Origin of the sequence: Hymenobacter sp. ISL-91, from assembly GCF_018613725.1 — a bacterium.
GTDB lineage: Bacteria > Bacteroidota > Bacteroidia > Cytophagales > Hymenobacteraceae > Hymenobacter.
On record NZ_JAGGPS010000002.1, the window covers coordinates 13698 to 34817 of the forward strand.

At 58.6% G+C, this 21120-nt stretch carries 21 protein-coding genes; 13 read left to right on the plus strand and 8 right to left on the minus strand.

The window, feature by feature from the left end:
- Positions 1-60: 60 nt before the first annotated feature.
- On the plus strand, positions 61-507 hold the full coding sequence (locus J7E24_RS00300) for a hypothetical protein (protein WP_215133955.1): 447 nt from the start codon (positions 61-63) through the stop codon (positions 505-507).
- A gap of 141 nt (positions 508-648) precedes the next feature.
- Here J7E24_RS00300 and J7E24_RS00305 read toward each other — a convergent pair whose 3' ends face one another.
- On the minus strand, positions 649-1533 hold the full coding sequence (locus J7E24_RS00305; RefSeq protein ID WP_215133957.1) for an SDR family NAD(P)-dependent oxidoreductase: 885 nt from the start codon (positions 1531-1533) through the stop codon (positions 649-651).
- 208 nt (positions 1534-1741) lie between these two features.
- On the opposite strand from J7E24_RS00305, the gene J7E24_RS00310 reads away from it, so the two are divergent.
- Positions 1742-2326, plus strand: coding sequence for a GNAT family N-acetyltransferase (locus tag J7E24_RS00310; protein ID WP_215133959.1), 585 nt, complete (start codon positions 1742-1744; stop codon positions 2324-2326).
- 228 nt (positions 2327-2554) lie between these two features.
- Here the strand turns inward: J7E24_RS00310 and J7E24_RS00315 are convergent, their stop codons facing one another.
- Positions 2555-3721, minus strand: coding sequence for a hypothetical protein (locus J7E24_RS00315; RefSeq protein WP_215133961.1), 1167 nt, complete (start codon positions 3719-3721; stop codon positions 2555-2557).
- 168 nt (positions 3722-3889) lie between these two features.
- On the opposite strand from J7E24_RS00315, the gene recA reads away from it, so the two are divergent.
- The 11 genes from recA to tsf all read left to right on the plus strand — a co-directional run bounded on the left by recA (position 3890) and on the right by tsf (position 15391).
- Positions 3890-5047: a recombinase RecA gene (gene recA / locus J7E24_RS00320; protein WP_410779712.1), complete on the plus strand. Its 1158-nt coding sequence runs from the start codon at positions 3890-3892 to the stop codon at positions 5045-5047.
- Between the two features lie 206 nt (positions 5048-5253).
- Positions 5254-6087, plus strand: a complete 834-nt coding sequence (locus tag J7E24_RS00325) for a DUF3108 domain-containing protein (RefSeq protein ID WP_215133963.1) — start codon at positions 5254-5256, stop codon at positions 6085-6087.
- Between the two features lie 347 nt (positions 6088-6434).
- Entirely contained in the window at positions 6435-7133 is a 699-nt protein-coding gene (locus J7E24_RS00330; protein ID WP_317195603.1) for a response regulator transcription factor, read from the plus strand.
- A gap of 233 nt (positions 7134-7366) precedes the next feature.
- The gene (locus tag J7E24_RS00335) at positions 7367-8515 is read left to right on the plus strand and encodes a sensor histidine kinase (RefSeq protein ID WP_215133967.1); all 1149 of its coding nucleotides are present in this window, start codon (positions 7367-7369) and stop codon (positions 8513-8515) included.
- A gap of 150 nt (positions 8516-8665) precedes the next feature.
- Complete coding sequence (locus J7E24_RS00340; protein WP_215133969.1) at positions 8666-9379, plus strand: RluA family pseudouridine synthase; 714 nt, start codon at positions 8666-8668, stop codon at positions 9377-9379.
- 312 nt (positions 9380-9691) lie between these two features.
- Positions 9692-10933 (plus strand): RICIN domain-containing protein, encoded by a 1242-nt coding sequence (locus tag J7E24_RS00345; RefSeq protein WP_215133971.1) that lies wholly within the window; start codon positions 9692-9694, stop codon positions 10931-10933.
- Between the two features lie 97 nt (positions 10934-11030).
- Complete coding sequence (locus tag J7E24_RS00350; RefSeq protein ID WP_215133973.1) at positions 11031-12530, plus strand: ArnT family glycosyltransferase; 1500 nt, start codon at positions 11031-11033, stop codon at positions 12528-12530.
- Positions 12531-12674: 144 nt separating this feature from the next.
- Positions 12675-13127, plus strand: a complete 453-nt coding sequence (gene rplM, locus J7E24_RS00355) for a 50S ribosomal protein L13 (protein ID WP_215133975.1) — start codon at positions 12675-12677, stop codon at positions 13125-13127.
- Positions 13128-13165: 38 nt separating this feature from the next.
- Entirely contained in the window at positions 13166-13552 is a 387-nt protein-coding gene (gene rpsI / locus J7E24_RS00360; protein ID WP_092741435.1) for a 30S ribosomal protein S9, read from the plus strand.
- 20 nt (positions 13553-13572) lie between these two features.
- Positions 13573-14340 (plus strand): 30S ribosomal protein S2, encoded by a 768-nt coding sequence (rpsB, locus tag J7E24_RS00365; protein WP_176897009.1) that lies wholly within the window; start codon positions 13573-13575, stop codon positions 14338-14340.
- Between the two features lie 211 nt (positions 14341-14551).
- Positions 14552-15391, plus strand: a complete 840-nt coding sequence (tsf, locus tag J7E24_RS00370; RefSeq protein WP_215133977.1) for a translation elongation factor Ts — start codon at positions 14552-14554, stop codon at positions 15389-15391.
- Positions 15392-15512: 121 nt separating this feature from the next.
- Here the strand turns inward: tsf and J7E24_RS00375 are convergent, their stop codons facing one another.
- From J7E24_RS00375 to J7E24_RS00400, 6 genes are all read right to left on the minus strand, one after another.
- On the minus strand, positions 15513-16559 hold the full coding sequence (locus J7E24_RS00375; protein ID WP_215133978.1) for a DUF3089 domain-containing protein: 1047 nt from the start codon (positions 16557-16559) through the stop codon (positions 15513-15515).
- Positions 16560-16599: 40 nt separating this feature from the next.
- Positions 16600-17739 carry an SHOCT domain-containing protein gene (locus J7E24_RS00380; protein WP_215133980.1) on the minus strand — a complete coding sequence of 380 codons (1140 nt, stop codon included), beginning with the start codon at positions 17737-17739 and terminating at the stop codon, positions 16600-16602.
- 23 nt (positions 17740-17762) lie between these two features.
- Positions 17763-18473, minus strand: coding sequence for a hypothetical protein (locus tag J7E24_RS00385; RefSeq protein ID WP_215133982.1), 711 nt, complete (start codon positions 18471-18473; stop codon positions 17763-17765).
- 99 nt (positions 18474-18572) lie between these two features.
- A complete protein-coding gene (locus tag J7E24_RS00390) occupies positions 18573-18818 on the minus strand; it encodes a hypothetical protein (protein ID WP_116942903.1) in 246 nt (81 codons plus the stop codon).
- Positions 18819-19005: 187 nt separating this feature from the next.
- Positions 19006-19998: a YeiH family protein gene (locus J7E24_RS00395; RefSeq protein WP_251046941.1), complete on the minus strand. Its 993-nt coding sequence runs from the start codon at positions 19996-19998 to the stop codon at positions 19006-19008.
- Positions 19999-20131: 133 nt separating this feature from the next.
- Complete coding sequence (locus J7E24_RS00400; RefSeq protein ID WP_215133984.1) at positions 20132-21043, minus strand: LysR substrate-binding domain-containing protein; 912 nt, start codon at positions 21041-21043, stop codon at positions 20132-20134.
- Between the last annotated feature and the right edge of the window lie 77 nt (positions 21044-21120).

The window sequence follows — 21120 nt, forward strand, 5'->3', positions numbered from 1 at the left end:
ACCCTTATGCTGACTAGCACGTCATCTAAGCCCTACGTCCCTAATCCCTAAGACCTCAACATGGAATCAGCCGGTTACTACGAGCAGTTTGAGCGCAACCTGATCATCATCCTGAGCGCCCTCGACGCGGGCCTCGACATCCGCACGACGGCCCTGAACGTGTCGTTGCCGCTGGAAGTGTACGTGCTGAGCGAGGTGCTCAACCAGGGCGGCGGCCAGTTCCGCCTCTCAGCCGACTTGGCGCCTCGCGAGCAGGTGCGTGAGTTTCTGGCCCAGTTTCAGCAGCACGAGGCTCACAACGAAGCGCTGATGCAGCGGATTCTGGCCGACAAAAAGAGCCTGATGCGTACGCCCGAGGGCCGCGTACTGACCAAGGAAATGCTTATCCGCCGGCTCGAATATTTCAACGAGGCCGCCCGCCAGGTAAACGTGATGCGCAACCAGCACTCCCTGGGCAGCCCGCCTCAGTCGCGCTCCGGCGTTGGCCTGGTGGCTCAGGCCAAATAAGCCCCGGATTTTGTAGCCGATTAACAACAAAAGAGGCTTGCCGAGTGGCAAGCCTCTTTTGTTGTTAATCGGGTGGAGTAAAGCAGCGTAGCGCCGTTTTCAAAACCTGCTCAACCCATTAAAATCAGCGTTATGTCGGGCTTAGCCCATCGAAGCAGCAGCCTCTTTGCGCACTTTTGTGTTGCCTTCCTGGCTGTGTTCGAGGCCGAGGTGCTGCGGGGGCTGCTGCTTGAGGTGCGAGGGCACTTCCTCACCCGCCGAGCTTTTGGAAATCGTTACGCCGCCATCAACGAAGTATGTGGCGCCGGTAACGTAGCTGGCTTCATCGGAGGCCAGGAACAGGTACACGTTAGCCACCTCTTCGGGCGTGCCGCGGCGGCCCAGCGGCACGCCGTTCACGGTATTTTTCTCCATTTTCGAGTTCATCGGGCCGGTTTCCTTGTGGGTCCAGGCCGTGTCGATGGGGCCGGGCCCGACGCAGTTGACGCGCACGCCGTGCTTGGCCTGCTCTACGGCTAGGCCCTTGCTGAAGGTCATCACCCAGGCCTTGGTGCCGCCGTAGGGCGTAATCATGGGCGAGCCCATATGCCCGGCCTCCGAACCAGCCGACACGATGTTGCCCTTGGTTTTCTGCAGCTCGGGCAGCGCCGCCCGGCTCATCATAAATACCGAGTAGATGTTGTTCTTGATCATGTACTCGAAAGCGTCGACCGGGTACTTATCCAGTTCGGCGGTGGCCGGAAACACACCGGCATTGTTGATAAGGATGTCGAGCCGGCCGAATTCATCGACGGCAGCCTTTACGCAGGCCTTAGCCGTATCCTGCCGCGAAATGTCGCCGAGGTAGCCAATGGCGCGGCCGCCGCGGCTCAGAATCTCGTCGACTACTTCGCGCACCGGGTCCGAGTCGAGGCCCACGACCACCACGGCCGCACCCTCGCGGGCAAATCGTTTGCTGATGGCTTCGCCGATGCCCGAGCCGCCGCCCGTTACAATTGCTACTTTATCCTGGAGTCTGCCTGTCATATCTGGGGGGAGATTATAAGTGAGAAAAGAGCCTGCCGGGCCGCAGCCGCGTACAACGCCGAAGCGGACCGCGCGCCCGGAGCACTCTTTTTGAACGACCAGCGCCGCCGCTGGTTTCCAGCGTCGAGCTTACTCAAGCACCCGAAGACGTTTTTTCGGCCTGCCGGCTCATTATTTCCTCAATCCGCCTAAAATTTTACACGCTGCCTTGCCCGCTCCCGCTGCTGCTCCCGACTCTGCCCCGCGCCTGACGCCGCGCCTGCTGCTTCGCCCCTACCTACCCCAGGATGCGGCAGAATTCTTTGCCCTGATTGCTGACAACCGGCTGCGGCTACGGCCATCTTTCCCAGCCCGCGAGGCAGCGGCCAGCTCCGCCGAGGCCAGCGCCCGGCTGCTGACGCAGTTTGGCCGCGACTGGCGCATTGGCCGGCTCTACGTGCTCGGCATCTGGCACCGCCCCAGCGGCCGCTACCTCGGCGACATCAGCCTAAAACCCAGCTGGAGTTCCCCCGTCACCCTCGAAATAGGCTACTACCTGGCGGCCGACGCCGAGGGCCAGGGCTACGCCCGCGAGGCATTGGCGGCGGCGGCGGCCTTCGGGTTCGAAACGCTTGGGGCGGCCCGCCTGCTCATCCGTTGCCTGCCCGATAACCCGCGCAGCGTGGCCGTAGCCGAGGCGTTGGGCTTCCGGCCGCTGCCGGTGCGCCCCCGCCCCGCCTGGCTGCGCCGGGTTTTGGGCGCTACGCCGGTCCTGTACTACATTTTGCGGCGCGACGAGCAGGCGCAAGCGTAAGCTACCCTGTTCTTCGGCTCTTACGCGGCCGCTTTCTCCAGGCAGGCTCAGCTTACACTAGCTGACTCAAGTTGCAAAAACGATGTAGGGGCGGGGCTTGTCCCCGCCCGCCGTTGAAACAAGGCGTCAGCGAGCCGCAAGTAGTTGTTTGGCTTGCCATTCCAGAGGCGGGCGGGGGCAAGCCCTGCCCCTACATCGGCCTGATTGACCTGACGCAACTTGGGTTAGCTAGCGGTTAGGGCGCAGCGTGGTTAGCAGGAAGCTCTGATTGAAATTCAGGTAGAGCGCAAACGAGAAGTCGAACAGCCCGTTGTTGAGGTCGTAGAGGGGCTCGAAACGGGTGGTCAGAATGACCTGGCCCGGTAGCCGGTAGTCGCGCAGCACCCGCAGAATCAGCAGTTGGCGCTGCCGCTCTGTATAGTTCACATCCACAGCCGAAGACGATACCGACTGGTAGAGCCGACCTCCGAGGGGTGAAATGTAGCCATTCCCGCTCCAGTAGGCCACTTGCAGATTGGAAAGCCGCGTATCAACTCCCGCATTCAGGTAGATGCCCGTTCCGCTCTTGAAGGGCAATTCCTCGGTGAAAGAATAATCGTTGAAGTATGTCAGATAGCCATCAAAATGCACGGCCTGCACCAAGTTGGAAGTCAGCCCGCGCCGCACCCGCAGCCCCGTGGCGACGTTAAACAACGTCTGCAACGGCTTCTCGATGGTATCAATCTGGCCGCCGCGGTGCGTAGCCGTAAACTGAAACGGCAACGCCACCACCCACCGGGCCGAATCGGCCAGCAGGCGGTGTTCCACCGTAAGGCCCCCGGCCACTTCTTCCTGGAAATTACTGAACCGGTACTGTTGCCGCACCCAGTTCACCCACGCATCCAGGCTGGTGCGCGGGGTTTGCAGCTGGTACTGTAGGCCTTCTTCCAGCCGATGGGTTATCATCCGCTCAAAATCAAATAGCGGCTCGATGTAGCCGTGGTGCAGGTTGCCTTCCAGGTTACCAAACAACAGCGTGTGCGGCCCTTGGCGGTATTTGAGCGTGAACAGCGGCCGCACCTGTCGCAGCCGGGGCGTTCCGTAGTCTTTCCACAGAAACACGCCCGCTTCTAGGCGCAGGTTGCCGGCCGGGTAGTACACCAGCCGCGGGGCCAGTTGTGCCCCGAAGTAGGTCAGCCCAGGGTCAATCTTGTTGAAGTACTCGTTGTCTTTATTGAACAGAAACCCCTGCACCTCCAGCCGCAGCTGGTGTTCGTAGCCCGGGCCGAGCGGCGCCCGGTGCAGAAAAGCCCGGTTATCAAGCTGGGCGTACGTGGCAGAGCTAGCGGCCAGCGCGGCTAGCAGCGTCAGTATCAGGGGCCTGCAGGCAGCGCAGAATTCTAAAATTTTTAGCACAGAAAAAAGATGCTGAATCGGACGAATTTCTTTAGCATTGCGGGCACAAAATATAGCCGGGCGGCGTTACCAGATGCCAGCCCCTCCGGCGGCCCCTACGGGCTTGCAGAGGCTGGCAAAAAGCCTTACATTCACCAAACCTAAGCAAATCTACTTACCCCTTTTCTGATGGCCTTAAACTCCAACAAAGCCGATAAGGCTGAGAAAGCAGACAAAGCTGACAAAGCCGATAGCAAAGACCTGACCCCGCAGCAGCAGAAGCTGAAGGCGCTGGCGTTGACTCTCGAAAAGCTCGACAAAAACTACGGCAAGGGCACCGTGATGAAGCTCGACAGCAGCAAGGTGCAGGACGTGGAAGTTATCAGCACCGGCTCGCTCGGCCTCGATATTGCCCTTGGTGTGGGTGGTTTGCCCAAAGGCCGCGTCGTGGAAATCTACGGCCCCGAGTCGTCGGGTAAAACCACGCTCACTATGCACTGCATTGCCGAAGCCCAGAAAAAGGGCGGTATTGCGGCCTTCATCGACGCGGAACACGCCTTCGACCCGGTGTACGCCCGCAAGCTCGGCATCGACACGGCCAACCTGCTGATTGCCCAGCCCGACAACGGCGAGCAGGCCCTCGAAATTGCCGACCAGCTGATTTCCAGCGGCGCCATCGACATTATTGTCATTGACTCGGTAGCCGCCCTGGTGCCCAAAGGCGAACTGGAAGGCGACATGGGCGACTCGAAAGTGGGCCTGCACGCCCGCCTCATGAGCCAGGCCCTGCGCAAGCTCACCGGTACCATCAACAAAACCGGCTGCTGCTGCATTTTCATCAACCAGCTGCGCGAGAAAATCGGCGTGATGTTCGGCTCGCCCGAAACCACCACCGGCGGTAACGCGCTCAAGTTCTACGCTTCGGTACGCCTCGACATTCGTCGGATTGGCCAGATCAAGGAGGACAAGGACAACATCACCGGCAACCGCACCAAGGTGAAGGTGGCCAAGAACAAGGTGGCCCCACCCTTCAAGGTGATTGAGTTCGACATCATCTACGGTGAAGGCATTTCCAAAGTAGGTGAAATCCTCGATTTGGGCGTTGATATGGGCATTATTGCCAAGTCGGGCTCGTGGTTCAGCTACGATGGCAACCGCCTCGGCCAGGGCCGTGAGGGCGTGAAAACCATTCTGCAGGACAACCCCGAGCTGGCCGACAAAATCGAAGCCCAGATTCGGGCCAAGGTGAAGGGCAACCCCGAGGAGGCCCTGGCGGCCCTCGACGAGGACCGCACCGTGGACGCCGAAGAGGCACTGGAGCCCGTAGAGGCCGAAGACGAGGCCTAAGCGTCTGTCTGCATTTTATAAGAAAGCTCCTCCGGCAACCGGGGGAGCTTTTTTTTGTGCCGGGCGGCCGAAGCCGGGCAGTCGGTAAATCCGGAAGCGGCGCGCGGCCGTTTACTGAAGGCGGTTTTTGCTCCGGCTAAAACCGAGTATCTTTACTGGCACCGCTTTTGAAATGAATCGGCCGATTCATCGTTCTGTACCTGCTCATGGTTATTCGCCACCGGCTTCTGCTTTCATTTGCCTTCTGCTTACTGATTACCGGTCTGCTGGCCTTTGCCCCAACCAAACAACCGGCCCGCTCGGCTGAAAACACCAGCTTCCAAACGGGCGAAACGCTGCAGTATAAAGTGCATTATGGCCTCATCAACGCGGCCGATGCGACCATTGAGCTCGACAACAGCCTGCACCGCATCAACGACCGGCCCTGCTACCGGGCCACCGTTACGGGCCGTACCACGGGCTCGTTCGACTACTTCCTGCGCATCCGCGACACCTGGCGCTCCTACATCGACACGAGCAGCATTCAGCCCCGGCGCTTCTTCCGCAATATTGAGGAAAACAGCTACCGCAAGCGCGAAACCGTCGACTTTGACCGCCTGCGCGATGTTGCTGTCGTCGAGAGCTACAAAAAAGACAAGAACGACGTCAAGCGCGGCACCTTCAAAGTACCCGACAATGTGCAGGACATCGTTAGTGGCTTTTATTACCTGCGCACCCTCAATTACGACCTGCGCCGGCCGGGCGAGGTTATCCGGGTGCAGGGCTTCTTCGATGAGGAAATGATGCCCATGGACGTGATATACAAGGGCCGCGAAACGGTAAGCACCAAGGCCGGCACTATCCGCGCTATCCGGCTGGTGCCCAGAATGCCTAAAAACAAGCTATTCAAGGGCGAAAATGCTGTTTCCGTGTACCTCTCCGACGATCAGAACAAAGTGCCGGTGCTCATACAGGCCGATATGCTGGTAGGGGCCGTGAAGGTCGACCTCTACAAGTACAAGGGCCTGCGAAACCGGCTCAATATGGTGGCTCAGAAATAGCACGTATCAGTAGGCGGCTCCCAACAGGGGCCGCCTTTTTTTTGCCTTTCAGAGTTCATCCGGCTGCTCCTTTCACCTCTTTCCCTGCTTTGCTTCCGATGCTGCTATCTGCCCCCGTTCGCTGCCGCCCGGTACTGATAAGCGCCGCCGCTACTACTTTAGCCCGCCCGCCCGGGCTGGCCGATTTTGTGTGGCCCATTCCGAACCCCGTGCCAGCCAAGCTGCCGCGGCCGGCGCTGGTGGGCTGGCGCCGTGGCCCGGGTAACGAAACGATAACACGCCGGTCACGCCGGCCAGCCGTACTTTTATCTGCCCGCCTGCTGTTCTACCCTAAACCGCCCCTGCCCGTGCAACCAGCTGCCAACCCCAACGCCTACAAAATTCTGGTAGTTGATGACGACCCCGACATCGTGGAGCTGCTTGAATACAACCTGCGCAAAGAAGGCTACACCGTGGCCAGCGCCACCGACGGCTACCAGGCCCTCGAAATAGCCCTCGAATTCAGCCCCGACATTGTGCTGCTCGACGTGATGATGCCCCACCTCGACGGCATTGCCGCCTGCCGCCAGCTGCGCGAGCAGCCCCGGTTCAAAGACACCTACATCATTTTCCTGACGGCCCGGGCCGAAGAGTTTTCGGAAGTAGCCGCCTTCGATGCCGGGGCCGACGACTTCATTGCCAAGCCCATCAAGCCCCGGGCCCTGCTCAGCCGCCTCGCCGCCTACGTGCGCCGCGACAAAGAGCCCCAGCACGTGTCCGATACCATTGAAATAAACGGCCTTACCATCGACCGCACGGGCTTTGCCGTGTACCAGGATGGCCGCAAAATCACGCTACCCAAAAAGGAGTTCGAGCTGCTAGCCTTCTTGGCTGCGTCGCCCCACAAGGTGTTCGGCCGTGAGGAGCTGCTGCAGAACATCTGGGGAAGCGACGTATTCGTGCTGGCCCGCACCGTCGATGTGCACGTGCGCAAAGTGCGCGAAAAAGTAGGCGACCACCACATCCAGACCATCAAGGGCGTAGGCTACAAGTTCAATATTGATTGAGTCTGGAATGATCGGCCAGACACATCACAGGGAAGCGTTTAGAAAGTATCAGGGGTCAAATAGAGCGTCATGCTGAGCCTGCCGAAGCATCTCTACCGCTTCGTTGAATTACTGTTGAAACGGAGCGGTAGAGATGCTTCGACAGGCTCAGCATGACGCTCTGCTAGACTTCCTAAAATGCCTCGCCAGCAGCAGAGCCTGCTTCCCAAACCCTACTATCCATTACCCGAAAAATGCGCTTGGTTTTATCCTCCCGCAGCATTGCGCTGCTACTGTCGGGGCTGGTAGCAGTGGTGCTGACGGCGTTGGTGCTGGTGGCGCCCACCATGCCGCGCGAGCAGGCCGTATTGGCGGCCGCCATTACGGTGGCAGCGTGCTTTCTATTGCTGTATCTGCTGTTTGAGGCTCTCATCTTTCGCGAGGTCAACAACATTTATCAGGAGCTGGACTATATCAAGCGCAAGGATTTCCGGCGCCTGTCGAACAAGCTGCTATTCCGGCCCGAGCCACTCAAGCGCATGCGCGAGGAAATCCTGGATATGGCCCAGCGCAAGCAGCAGGAAATCGACGAGCTGAAGCGCCTGCAGGAGCTACGGCGCGAATTCCTGGCCGATGTGTCGCATGAGTTGAAAACGCCCATTTTCGCCGCACAAGGCTTCGTGCATACGGTGCTCGACGAGGAGGAAGACAGCCCTGACGGGAGCATGGACGCGGCCACGCGCCACAAGTTTCTGCGCAAAGCCGCCACCAGCCTCGATGCCCTCGATCAGCTCGTGCAGGACCTAGTAACCATTTCCCAGCTCGAAAAAGGGGTACTCCGGATGCGCCGCCAGCCCTTCGACTTATCCCAGCTGGTGCGCGATATTTTCGAGCAGCTGGAGTTGCAGGCCGCTCGCCGCCAAGTACACTTGGCATTACAGGTAGCACCCGCTGAAGCTGATGGTCCTGAAGCGCAAATGCCCGAGGCAACACCCTCTTTACTAGTGTTAGCCGACCGCGGCCGCATCCGGCAGGTGCTCATCAACCTGATTGACAATGCCATCAAGTACGGTCGCGAGCAGGGGCAGGTGGTCGTGCGCCTAGAAGCCGGACCCAAAAAAGTACTGGTTCAGGTGCATGATGACGGTGAAGGCATTGCCAAGCAGCACCAGCAGCGCATTTTCGAGCGGTTTTACCGCATCGATAAAAGTCGCAGCCGCGAGTCGCGGACGATGGGTGGTACGGGGCTGGGGCTGGCCATCAGCAAGCACTTGGTAGAAGCGCACAAATCCACTATACGGGTGCAAAGCGAGCCAGGTCAGGGTACAACCCTCGAATTCAAGCTGGCCCGGCCTAGGCAAAATCGAGAAGTGAGAAGGGAGAAGCCAACCGAACACAAATAGCACGTCATTCAGAGCGCAGCGAAGAATCTCGTAGGATGACGATGACATTGAAATGACAGCCGGCGAGACTCTTCGCTGCGCTCTGAATGACGTGCTAAGTTCTCACCTATCCGCTTCTCACTTCTCTACCCCTTACCTTTGCAGCTCTATATGAAGCTGCCCAATTTCGAAGACCTGATTCTGTTTGAAGACGACGATTTCATCGTCATCAACAAACCCCCATTCCTGGCCACGCTCGATGAGCGGTTTGGTGGGGCTCCCAACATCCTGCGCCTGGCCCGCGAGCACCACGACGACGTGCAGGCCTGCCACCGCCTCGACAAGGAAACCAGCGGCGCGCTGGCGCTGGCTAAAAACCCGGCCGCCTACCGCCACCTGGCCATGCAGTTCGAAGACCGGCAGGTGCGCAAGGTGTACCATGCCGTAGCCTGGGGCGTGCATCACTACGACGGCCTGCGCGTGGACCGCAGCATCGAAACCACTACCAAGGGCAAGGCCCGGCTGGCCTACAAGGGCAAACCGGCCGTAACGCTGGTGCGCACCCTGGAGCCCTACGCCCGCCACACGCTGCTCGAGTGTCAGCCCATCACGGGCCGCATGCACCAGATCCGGCTGCACCTTGCCTACCTGCAGGCCCCCATCGTGGGCGACACGGTATACGGCGGCGAGGACTTCTACCTGTCGACGCTCAAGAAGAAATTCAACGTGAAGCAGGGCGAGGAGGAGCAGCCGTTCATCAAACGCTTTGCCCTGCACGCCGCTCAGCTCACGTTCGCCAGGCTCGATGGCGAGTCCGTCACCATCGAGGCTCCCTACCCCAAGGATTTCCGGGTGCTGGTGGAGAACATGCGGCAGTATAGTTAATTCAAGTTTCGGACAATGAATATAGTCCGAACTCTGACAACTGCTGGATGAACCACCATATAAGTTTCACAATCAGCTCTATATGAAATATTTCAATAAAATATTTTACTTTACTTGATAATGTAGTTCATTGCAGTTTACTTATCATCGCAAACTATAGCGGTTTCGTTAACGGTGTAACTCGTTTGATGTAGAGACGTGTATTCCTGTCTTGTTGGCTGCGCTACCTGCACAGTTTCGTTCAATAATGAAACGCGAATGCACAATTCTACATCTGGTACCTACGGTTCGCGAAACTGATTTAAGGGCATCATGAATAATAACGACTTATCAAGCAGTATACGCCTTCATTCACACCAGACTGGTGAATGCTTAGAAATTGGAGGAGATGATAGATACAGAAGGGGACACACTGCTAACTTATGGGGATATTGGGGAGGAGCAAATCAGCAATGGATCATACAGAAGGATAATAATGAGCTTCATCGATACAGAATTATTAATAGAAATAGTAAGCAGGAACTAGCAGTCGGCTCTTCTAATACTGGTTATTCTATAAGGACAAATATAGATTACGAAGAATACAACGCCATCCAGGATTACAAATCTCAAATTTATATATACCGCAGCAGTTCGGGTTATAAAATCACATCTTACTATTATGGTGTTGAGTCACAACTGGTTTATAATCTACCTACAAGAGGTTACGTACCTGTAGTCAGTTTTTCCAGCAGGTATGAAGAATCTTGGGATATCGTAGATGTCAGCACCAATCAAAATGTTTACCAAGTAACCAATGCTTTTAGCGGCAAAGCCCTTTCTGCTACCGCCAACGGAAGTAACAGAGTTTCACAATGGACGAATTGGAGTTTAGCTGGCCAGCAATGGCTTTTTGAACCTGCTGGCGCTGATCCACTCTATCCAGGTCATCAGCTTTGGGCGGTACATGCACGCACTGACTTAGGCACGTTAGAAATTGGTGGCGGTTATAACGAAACTCTACAAGCTGGCCGAGGCGCGAATACCTGGAGCTTCTGGAACCGTGATTTAAATAGCAGTAATCAGCTCTGGCGTATCCTCGATGATAACAATAATGATCTTAGCCTTACTGGCTCTGTTGGCCCATATCGTTTGCTCAATGTTCGCACTGGGTATGCTTTAGAAGTGAGTGGTAGCACTAATGAGGCATTACAAGAAGACAGATCCGTGGTACAATATTATTATTGGGGTGGCGACAAGCAGAAGTGGTATATCTCTTACGCTGCCGCTAATCGGCCTGCCAATCCTGGCACTGTAACTAGTACATCTTCTACCAAAGCAAAAGAATCGTTAATTACATTAGCTCCCAATCCGGCTCGTAATCAATTAACTTTGGCACTGAGTGCCGGTAAGATGCCGGCCAAAGTGGAATTGATAGATGCAAAGGGTAGTACTCGTTCCTTATCTGTGCAAGCAGGCGGTCAGATCGATATTTCTTCTTTGTCAGCCGGATTATATGTGCTGAGAATATTTAATGGATTTCAAACCTTGCAAAGCAAATTTATCAAAGAATAATACAAATTACTTGCTGTGTATGTCCAAAAAAAACTAGTTCCTCTTATCTAGAGGAACTAGTTTTTTTTGGACATACACATACCGCTTTACCAAAAATATGGCTGAAGTTCTCTCTGCACCTGAAGTATTATATAGCCGCTTCCGCATCTGGTTTTGGGCCATGCTCGTGGGCCTGAACTTTCTGCTGCACGCTCCTTATTTCTCCTTGCCGCCGGCCAGCGTGCATGTGTGGCGGCAGAGCGACACAATGGCGGTGGCGCGAAATTTCTACGAGGAAGACATGAATATCCTGCGGCCTCGGGTGAATCGGCGCGGGGCTACCGATGGCGTTACGGGGATGCAATTTCCGGCATATGAGTGGCTGGTGGCCGGCGCGTATTCTGTTTTCGGTTTCCACGAAGCCCTGCCGCGGCTCCTCAACTGGCTGATTTATATGGCCGGGGTAGTGGCCTTCTACCACTTAGCGCGCCAAGTGAGCGGCGCGAAACATCTGGGCTTTGTGGGGGCCTGGTGCTTGGCCTGGAGCCCGGAAATGTACTATCACGGCATTAATGCTTTGCCCGATATACTGGCCCTGACCTGTTCCGTCGCGGGCTTGCTGTGGTTTGTGCGTTGGCGCGAAACCCCACGGCCCAGCCTGCTGCTGCTGAGTCTGCTGGCCGTAACGCTGGGCGGCCTCACCAAGCTGCAATACCTAGCGGTCGGCTTTCCAATAGCTGTTTTCGTAGGGCGCGACGCGCTGACCCGGCGCTACTCGGCGGGGCAGTTAGGGCAACTGGCCGCTTACGCGGGGCTGGCAGTGGGCCTGCCGCTGGCCTGGTACACCTACGCCCTGCGGCTCATCGAAACGTCGGGCTTGACTAGTTTCGGGCTGGAACTGCGGCCGGCCGCCGACCTAGCTACGGGGCTTAAAATTATCAAACGCAATCTGCTCTCCGACTGGCCCGAATTGCTGCTGGGCTATGGTTCGTTGGGACTACTATTGCTGGGATTAGGACGATTGGTGCGCCGGCCCCCGGTGGCACATCCGTGGTTTGTACCGGGGCTGGTGTGGGCCGCGGGGCTGGCGGCGTACTACCTGATTGAGTTGCACCAAATGCGGGGTCATACCTATTATATGCTACCGCTGCTGCCCTTACTGTTGCTGCTGGCCGCATGGGGGGCAGCATGGTTACAGACTAGCGCTGGAATAAGCGTTTACCTTTTAATCTCGCTGCTGGCTATACAGCCCCTTTGGGCCCTTGCGCGCGTAAACTGGGGGCGCTGGATGCAACCGCCCGATGTACCGACGGAATTATTTGCTTCGGCCAGCCGCATCGCCCTCTCGGCTGCCATTCCCGATTCGGCCCTATGTGTGGTTGGCCCCGATTATACGGGCTGCGTATATCTTTACTTTCTGCACAAGAAAGGTTTTGTATTTGAAGATCCAGCGCTGCTAACTGCACCTCAACTCGCCGCTTTCCAACGGCAAGGAGCCCGTTACCTCTATACTAGCGACTCGACACTAATTCAACAGCCTACTTTACTACCTTACTTGGGCCAGGAGGTACGGCGGGTCGGCAGTTTCCGGGTGTTAGAACTGCGCCCAGTGCCGTAAGCGCCGGTACGCTTTCCGGCTGCTTTCCAGACAATTATTAAGCTCTAGGCTTGAATATTTGCCGAAAGGCGGTAACTTTGTGTCCGTTTTGCCCCCACGGGCAGCGGCTTCTTCTTCATTTTCAAACGTTTATCCTCCTCCCCAATGGATCATCTGAGCTTCAAGACGGTTGCCGTCAACAAAGCCAACGCCAACAAGGGCTGGGTTGTGGTTGACGCTGCCGACGCCACGCTGGGTCGGTTGTGCAGCCAGATTGCCAACATGCTGCGTGGCAAGCACAAGCCCTCCTTCACGCCCAACTCGGATTGTGGCGACAACGTCATCGTCATCAATGCCGACAACCTGCGGGTAACGGGCAAGAAGTTGACCGACAAAATCTACATCACCCACTCGGGCTACCCCGGCGGACAGAAGCGCATCAACCTGCGCGACAAGAAGGCCAAGGACTCGACCCGGGTGATTGAGCACGCTGTACGCGGCATGTTGCAGGGCAACAAGCTGGGCGCCGAGCAGTTCCGCAACCTGTTTGTGTACGCCGGCAACGAGCATCCGCACGAAGCCCAGCAGCCTAAAGCTCTTTCTTTCTCGCATCTGTAAGCCGAACCCCGGCTCATTTTTTTCTAATTCTCCACCTAATGGAAATCCTCAATACCTCTGGTAGAAGAAAAACCTCGGTGGCCCGCATCTACATGCAGGCCGGGCAAGGGAATATCACTATCAACGGCCGGGAAATGAAAGCCTATTTTGGCAATGAACTCCTGGAAAACATCGTGAACCAGCCTTTGGCGACGGTCGAGCAAGTCGGCCAGTACGACATCAAGGTGAACGTGCGCGGTGGTGGCATTTCGGCCCAGGCCGAAGCCATCCGTCTGGCCATCTCGAAAGCCCTCGTGGGCGACAACGCGGAGGTTCGCCCCGCCCTGAAGAAGGAAGGCTTCCTGACCCGCGACCCGCGCATGGTGGAACGCAAGAAATTCGGCAAGCGTAAGGCGCGTCGTTCGTTCCAGTTCTCGAAACGCTAATCTTCCAGAGGAACCCTATCATGGCCCAGACTACCACCTATAAAGAATTGCTGGACGCCGGTTCGCATTTTGGTCACCTCACCCGCAAGTGGGACCCCAAAATGGCTCCGTACATCTTCATGGAGAAGAACGGCATCCACATTATCGACCTCAACAAGACCCTTGCTTCGCTCGAACACGCGACCAGCGCTATTCGCAACATCGCGAAGAGCGGCCGCAAGATTATGTTCGTGGCCACCAAGAAGCAGGCCCAGGAGATTGTGACCGAAGAGGCCAAGCGCCTGCACATGCCCTATGTGACCGACCGTTGGTTGGGCGGCCTGCTCACCAACTTCGCCACCGTACGCAAGTCGCTGAAGAAGATGAGCACCATCGACAAGATGGTAAAGGAAAACACGGCGTACGCGGCCCTCGCTAAGCGCGAGCGGCTGATGCTGTCGCGCGAGCGGGAGAAGCTGGATCGGGTACTCGGCGGCATTGCCGACCTGAGCCGCCTGCCCTCGGCCCTGTTCGTAATCGACGTGAAGCGCGAGCACATTGCCGTGAAGGAAGCCCAGAAATTGGGTATCCCGGTATTCGCTATCTGCGATACGAACTCGAACCCCGAGTCGGTACAGTTCCCGATTCCAGCCAACGACGACGCCTCGAAGTCTATCCAGCTTATCGTGGGCATCATGGGTAAGGCTATCGAAGATGGTCTGTCGGAGCGCAAAGTCGACAAAGAGGACGCCGACAAGAAGCAAGCCGAAGAAGAAGGCATCAAGGAAAAGCAGGACGCCGACGAATAGTCGTTTCGCTGTTAGAAGCTAGAAGTTAGGAGCTAGGAGCTAGAATCAGAGGGAAACCGACTGGCCAATTCTAGCTCCTGGCTCCTGACTTTTTTTGCTTTTGCTCGCATCTGCGCTTCCCTTTTAATTCAATTCCAACATTCAGCTTTCAGCTACCCGCTTTATCCTTCGGGATTCTGCCTTGTAGCTTCGAGCTCCTAATTCCTACCAAATGGCCGCTATTACCGCCGCTGACGTAAATAAGCTCCGCACCATGACCGGTGCCGGCATGATGGATTGCAAGAAAGCCCTTGTTGAGGCTGAAGGCGACTTCGAAGCTGCCCGTGACCTGCTCCGTAAGCAGGGCCAGAAAATTGCCGACAAGCGCTCAGACAACGAGACGTCGGAAGGCGTAGTGCTGGCCGCTGTAAGCCAGGATGGCACCAACGGCAAACTGGTGTCGCTGGCTTGCGAAACCGAGCCGGTTTCGAAGGTTCCCGATTTCAAGGAGTTGGCCCAGCGCATTCTGGACACGGCCGTGAAAACCGACGCCGCTACCAAGGAAGAGCTGCTGGCTGCTTCGCAGGAGGATGGCCGCGCCTTGCAGGAGCACATCACCGACCTGATGGGCAAAATTGGCGAGAAGCTGGTGGTTACGGCTTACGAGAACATCACGGCTGAGAAAGTAGCTTCCTACATTCACTCCGACAACAAAAAGGGTGTACTCGTAGCCATGAAGAACGTAGGCGGTGCCGACGTTTCGACCGTAGGCCGCGACGTAGCCATGCAGATTGTAGCCATGAAGCCCGTTGCCCTCGACAAGGACGGTGTGGATGCTGCTACCATCGAGCGCGAAATTGAGATTGGCAAGGAGCAGGCGCGTGCCGACGGCAAGCCCGAAGCCATGCTGGAGAAGATTGCCCAGGGCAAGCTCAACAAGTTCTACAAGGAAAGCACCCTGCTCAACCAGGAGTTCGTGAAGGACAACTCGATGACCATCGCCCAGCTGCTCGACAAGACCAGCAAGGGCCTGACGGTTTCCGACTTCAAGCGCGTAGCTATTATAGGCTAATTGAGCGGCAAGCTGTCAGCCACAAGCTGCAAGCTTGCCGTTCAGAATTAAGAAAGGCCCCGCTGGCAGATGCCAGCGGGGCCTTTTCTTGTATGCGTTCCTTTGGGGAAACCGCTTATTCTCACTTCGCCCGCTCCTGCCAGGCCCGCACGCGCGTAACGGCATTCTGGCGGATGTTGGCGTAGAACAGGCCGTAATCGGCAATGTGGAAGGAGTGCCAGAGCTGGGGTTGGCCGGGTATCAGGAAGCGTGGGTAGCCAGAGGGCTTGGGCGGGTGCACCCACAGCAGACCCTGGTGCACCTTGGCATCGACCACGCCCACATCGAGCCGGTTGAAATCCTGCCCGACGCCACCGCGGTTGAGGCGGGCGGGCGCGGCCAGCGTGTCGAGCGTCCAGGTGAGCGGGTTCACGGCCACGCCGTTTTCAAATGGCGGGTAGGCGTTGCCCCACGAAACCGTATTCCAGGCTACGTAGCAGCCGGTTTGGGTCGAGTCGGCGCAGGGTTTCAGGGTTTGATACTGCTTAGGGTCTACCTTGAAGCCGATGAGGTAAGCTGCTACCAGCCGCTGGCGCAGCTGAGGGTCGGTGTCGAATAACTCGCGCAACAGCCGGGTGGCGTGCACGGTGCCCTGGCTGTGGCCGGCAATGATGATAGGGCGGCCCTGGTTGTAGTTCGCCAGGTAGTATTGGAAAGACGCCTTCACGTCGGAATACGCCAGATTCAGCGCCTTCTGGCCGTTTTCGGCCTTGGTACTATCCACGAAAAAAGCGTAGAGCGTGGCCTGGCGGTAGCGGGGCGCGTATACCCGGGCCGCCGCATTGAAAGCCGAGGCCTGGTTCCGAATCACGTCGTCGTCGGTGAACTGGTTGACCCGGTCGTTGCTGAGGCTAGCGTTCCACTGCTTGCGCCAGTAATAAGTAGTAGGGTGCACGTAGAACACGTCGGCCGCGGCGGTGGCCTGCTGGTCTTTGAACGGCGTGTTGCGCGGCACCGCGTCGGCCGAGTCGCGGCGGGTGGGCAGGGCGGCCCAGCTGGCCGGCAGGGCATAATCGGGGGCTACCGGATTGTCGTACTGGCCGAAATCCTTGCTCGGCTTGATAACTTTCAGGCAGGAGCCCAGGCTGAGCAGGGCAGCGGCGGATATCAGAGCGGGACGGAAGCGCATAAGTGAGTGGGGAGTGCCGAACAACGCCGGACCGGCAGTGCTACTCCTCGAAGTTGTTTTCCAGCAGCTTTTCCTGCCGCAGGTACACGATTTTAAAATCCTTGTCGAAGCGCACCCGCACCTGGGCGGCCGTTTGCTGGCGCTTTTGCAACGACTGTCGCAGGGCCGAGCTGTTCTCCACAAAAGTAACCACCCGCGAACCGTCGGCGACCGGCGGACTCACTTGCAGCGTGCCGGGCCGGATACTGGTCTGGGCCTCCAGAAATTCGGGGAAATGGGTTCTGGCCAGCTCGGCATTGATGGCGGCCGGGGTGGCGTTCTGCATCAGATAAAACCGCTCGACCTGGGGGGCGAAGTAGGTGGCAGCCGTGAATGGCGCCGACTGCAAATCGGCGTAATAGCGCTGCATAATCGTTTCTACGCGGGCCTTGGCAGCACTGGCCGACAGCCCGGCCGAGGCATCGGCGGGAGCAGGTGTGGCCGCCGCCGGGCTGGTAGCGGCCGGAGCAGGCGCTTCGTCAACCACCGTATCGGCGGGTGCGGCTACAACAGGCGCAACCACAGGGGCCACGCGAATGGTTTCGGGGGCGGCAATAGGCAGCAGCTCAATCTGCTCGGTCTGAGGTCCTACTTCCGGCGCTACCGCCACCGAATCGGCCGTGGTGCGGGAGGTGCTGGTGAGGCGCTCCGAGTCGCGGCCGTCGGAGAGCAGATACGCCACCAGGGCCAGCAGGGCCAGAATGGCGGCTACTACCACAATTGTCATCAGAGGGCTTTTGCGCGGGGCGGTGTAGGCATCCTCCTCCACGTACTCCTGCTCGGCGCCGCTGTAGGGTTCGGGAGCCGGGGAGTGGGTAACCGGCGGCAGCATGGGCATCATTTCTACCGGCGCCACGGTAGTTGGCTCGGGCCGAACCGGGGGCGGCAGTTCGGGCAACAGACCAGGCACCGTGGCACCAGCAGCCTCCGGCGCGGTGGGCGTGGGTTCCGGCAGTTTGGGGCTGGGTGGCTCGGGGATGGGAAGCTCGGGGGCGGCGGCATCGGGCGCCACGCCCGGAGGAGCCGGCGCAAATACCAGCTTCTGCTTCAGCATCTCAAACTCGGCGGGCGTGATGGTGCCGGCATCGAGCCATTCTTTCAGCTGGCGAAGCGTATCGAGGGGCGAGGGGTCTTTCTGCATGGGGAAGCGCGGCAAAAACGGCGTTACGGACGGTCGAGGTTGAGCAATCGGGTCCGGCTGCGTTCCAGCTGGGCCTGGCGTAGCTCCAGCAGCCGGGCATTATCGAGCAGCTTCACCGAATCGTCGGCCGATTTACGCTGGTTGTCGAGGTTTTGCTGCTTGAGCTGCTCGATTTTTTCGAGGTTGGACTTGGTGTTGCCGGCCAGGCTGGCGCGGTTCTTTTCCAGCTTTTCTTTGTCCTTGGTTGTAGCAGCCAGTTCCTTCTCGGCAGTTTCTACCCGCTCGCGGTAGGCGCGCTGCCGGGCGGCCGTACCGAAGCTCTGCACAATGGAGCGCAACGACGCAAACTCGCTGCTCGAAGCGGCTAAAAACGTGTCGGGGCCCGTGGCAGCCCACACCGATAGCTCGGTCACCGTATCGGCCGGGGCCAGTATGGTTGAGTACAGGTCGATGAGCTGGCCGCTGACGCTCGATATGGGCACCTGCTTGGCCGTGAGGTTGTCGCGCTTGCCCACGCCAAACACGCCGTCGCCCTTCAGCTTGATGTTATAGGTATCCTTGAGCCAGCGCTGCCAGAACTCGCGGGTCCAGTCGGCCGAAGCCTCCACCTCTACCTTCACGGCGTCGCGCGTGCGCTTCTCGAAATTAACGCTGCTTGTGCGGGCCTCATACAACTGGGCCTGGGCGAAGGTGGCAGTCAGCAGCAGCGCCGGGAGTAGCAGAAGATGTTTCATTGCAGATATTGGGAGGGCGAGTAGGCGGCGAGTGGGCTTGAAACGGGTGTCCTGCTTCGACAACTCAGCTCAGCAGAACACCCATTCCGTAAACCTTCCTCAAATATCGTGGCGGTCGAAGGCGGCCTGCAGGTCGGTTTGCATGGCGGCGAAGCGAGCCACGGCGGCCTGCACAAACTCGTTGTCGAGCAGCCGGTGGATGTCTTCCTCGCCGGTCAGGTCCAGCTCACTCACCTTGTACGTTTGCTCAAACGAGCCCTTTTCGAGCTTGATGAGGTACTTGCCGTTCCAGCTGAAGAGCGTGATTTTGGCGTGCGGATTGGGGATGATGGCGAGTTGGCGCATAGATAGCAGGCAGCAAGACGGAACGGGCGCAAAGATACGCAGTCCGGGCCGGGGCTTGCCCAAAATGCTGAAAGCCGTGACTGCCAGCATGGGCAGCCACGGCTTTTAATGCCGTAGGTGGAGTTGCCCGCTTAGATAGTGCGTGTTCCGCTGGCAGGGCCACATTCCGGCACGCCTATCTGGGGCGCTACAGCTTCACAATAACGTACAACGATGCGGCCGATATAACCACCCACAGCAGCACTCCGAGCCCAAACGGCCGCGGCCCCACGGCCTTTATGGTTTTAAACGACAGGCCCGCCCCGATGAAGAACAGCGTTACCACCAGGCCCAGGCGGGCCAACTGTACCAGCCAGGGTCCCACAACGTGGGTGGCGGGCACGTAGGTGTTCAGCAGCATGGCCCCAATAAAGCCCAGAATAAACCAGGGCAGCTTCACTTTCACATCTTGCTGCTTGAAAAAGTACGCCGTGCCCAGCGCCACCGGAATAATCCAGAGGGCCCGCGCCAGCTTCACGGTAGTGGCCACGCCCAGCGCCTCGGAGCCGTAAGCCGCTGCCGCGCCCACCACCGACGAGGTATCGTGGATGGCAATGGCGCACCACAGGCCAAACTGCTGCTGCGACAGGGCCAGCGCGTGCCCGATGGGCGGAAAGGCGAACAGGGCCACCGCGTTCAGCACGAACACCGTACCCAGCGCCACCGACATTTCTTCATCCTTCGCGCCCACTACCGGCCCCACCGCGGCAATGGCCGAGCCCCCGCAAATGGCAGTGCCACACGAAATCAGATGAGTAGCTACGCGGCCCAGCTTCAGCCAGCGCCCCACCACATAGCCCAGTACCAGCGTCCCGAAAATGGAAACAACAGTAAACAGGATGCCCTCGCGGCCGGCCTGCACTGCGGCGTGGGCATTCAGGCCGAAGCCCAGCCCGATAACCGAAAACTGCAGCAGTTTGGCCGTGTACTTTTTGGTGAAACCCAGGAAAGGGTTGCCCAGCGTTTGGGCCAGCACCAACCCCAGCGCCAGCGCCAGTGGCGGCGACGCCCAGGGCGTGAGGCAAAAAGCAAGCAGCAGCCCGAACACCACCTTGGGCAGCAAAGCGCCAGGGGTTCTGCGACCACCTGAACCTGCTGCACGAACTGCCGTTTCGGGTGGGGCAAGCAGGATTTGGGGCATAGCTGGAGTGGGTTGGTGTACCGCTGCAAAGGTACGCTTGCCCCTCTCCGTTCGATAATCTAAAATAGTTATGCAGTATTACTTCAGGTTATACGCTAGTGGCGTTTGGTTTCGCTTTCACCCCGATCAGGAATTAGGCGCCTGCTTCCTGTCCGTACTGCTGCCGGGCGTAGCGCCAGAACAGCTCGGCGGGGCGGCTCAGGGGCTGGCCCTGCACCCACAGCGCCTCGAATTGCCGGGGCAGGTGTAGGCCGGCTATGGATACCACCTCCAGCCGGCTGGCCGCCAGCTCCCGGGTCAGGGCCCGGCGCGACACGAAGCCCAGGGCTTCGGGCGCGGCTTCGAGGTAGGTTTTGATGGCCTCCGTGTTGTCGAAGTAAAAGGCCACGCGCAGGTCGGCGAGCCGGATTTTCTGCTCGCGCAGGGCGAATTCGAGCACTTCGAGGGTGCCCGAGCCTCGCTCGCGTAGCACCAGCGGGTGGGCCAGGGCCTCGGCTAAGGGCAGCGGCGTGGGCGGCGGTCCGGTGGGCGTGGCCCGGCGCACGGCTACCAGCTCGTCGGCCAGCAGCGGCTCGTAGTGCAGGTCGCGGCTCTTGGCCCGACCCTCCACAAAGCCCAGGTCGAGCTGGCCAGCCAGCAGGGCACTGGCAATCTGCTCGGAATTGGCATTGAGCAGCGTCAGCTCGATTTGGGGGTAGCGGGCCTGGAAACCGGGCAGCAGGGCGGGCAGCTCGTACTGGGCCAGGGTGGTGCTGGCGCCCAGGCGCAGGCGGCCGGCGGCCTCGCCGCGTAATCCGCGCAGCTGTTCGGCCAATTGTTCGTGGCGGGCGGCTATATCGTCGGCGTGGGCTAGCAGCAGCGCCCCGGCGGCCGTGAGGCTGATGCGGTTGCCACGCCGCTCGAACAGCCGCTGCTGGTAGGCGCTTTCCAGCTCGCGCACATGCTTGGTAACGGCGGGCTGGCTGATGTACAGCTCGCGGGCGGCCTTGGTGAAGCTGAGGTGCCGGGCCACGGCCTGGAAAACCTGGAGGCGGAAATCGGGCATGGCTGCAAGGTAGAATGATTGCCGAGACGTTACGCTGGGAGCTTCTGTGCGAAATCCAGCACGGTGTAGGGGCGGGG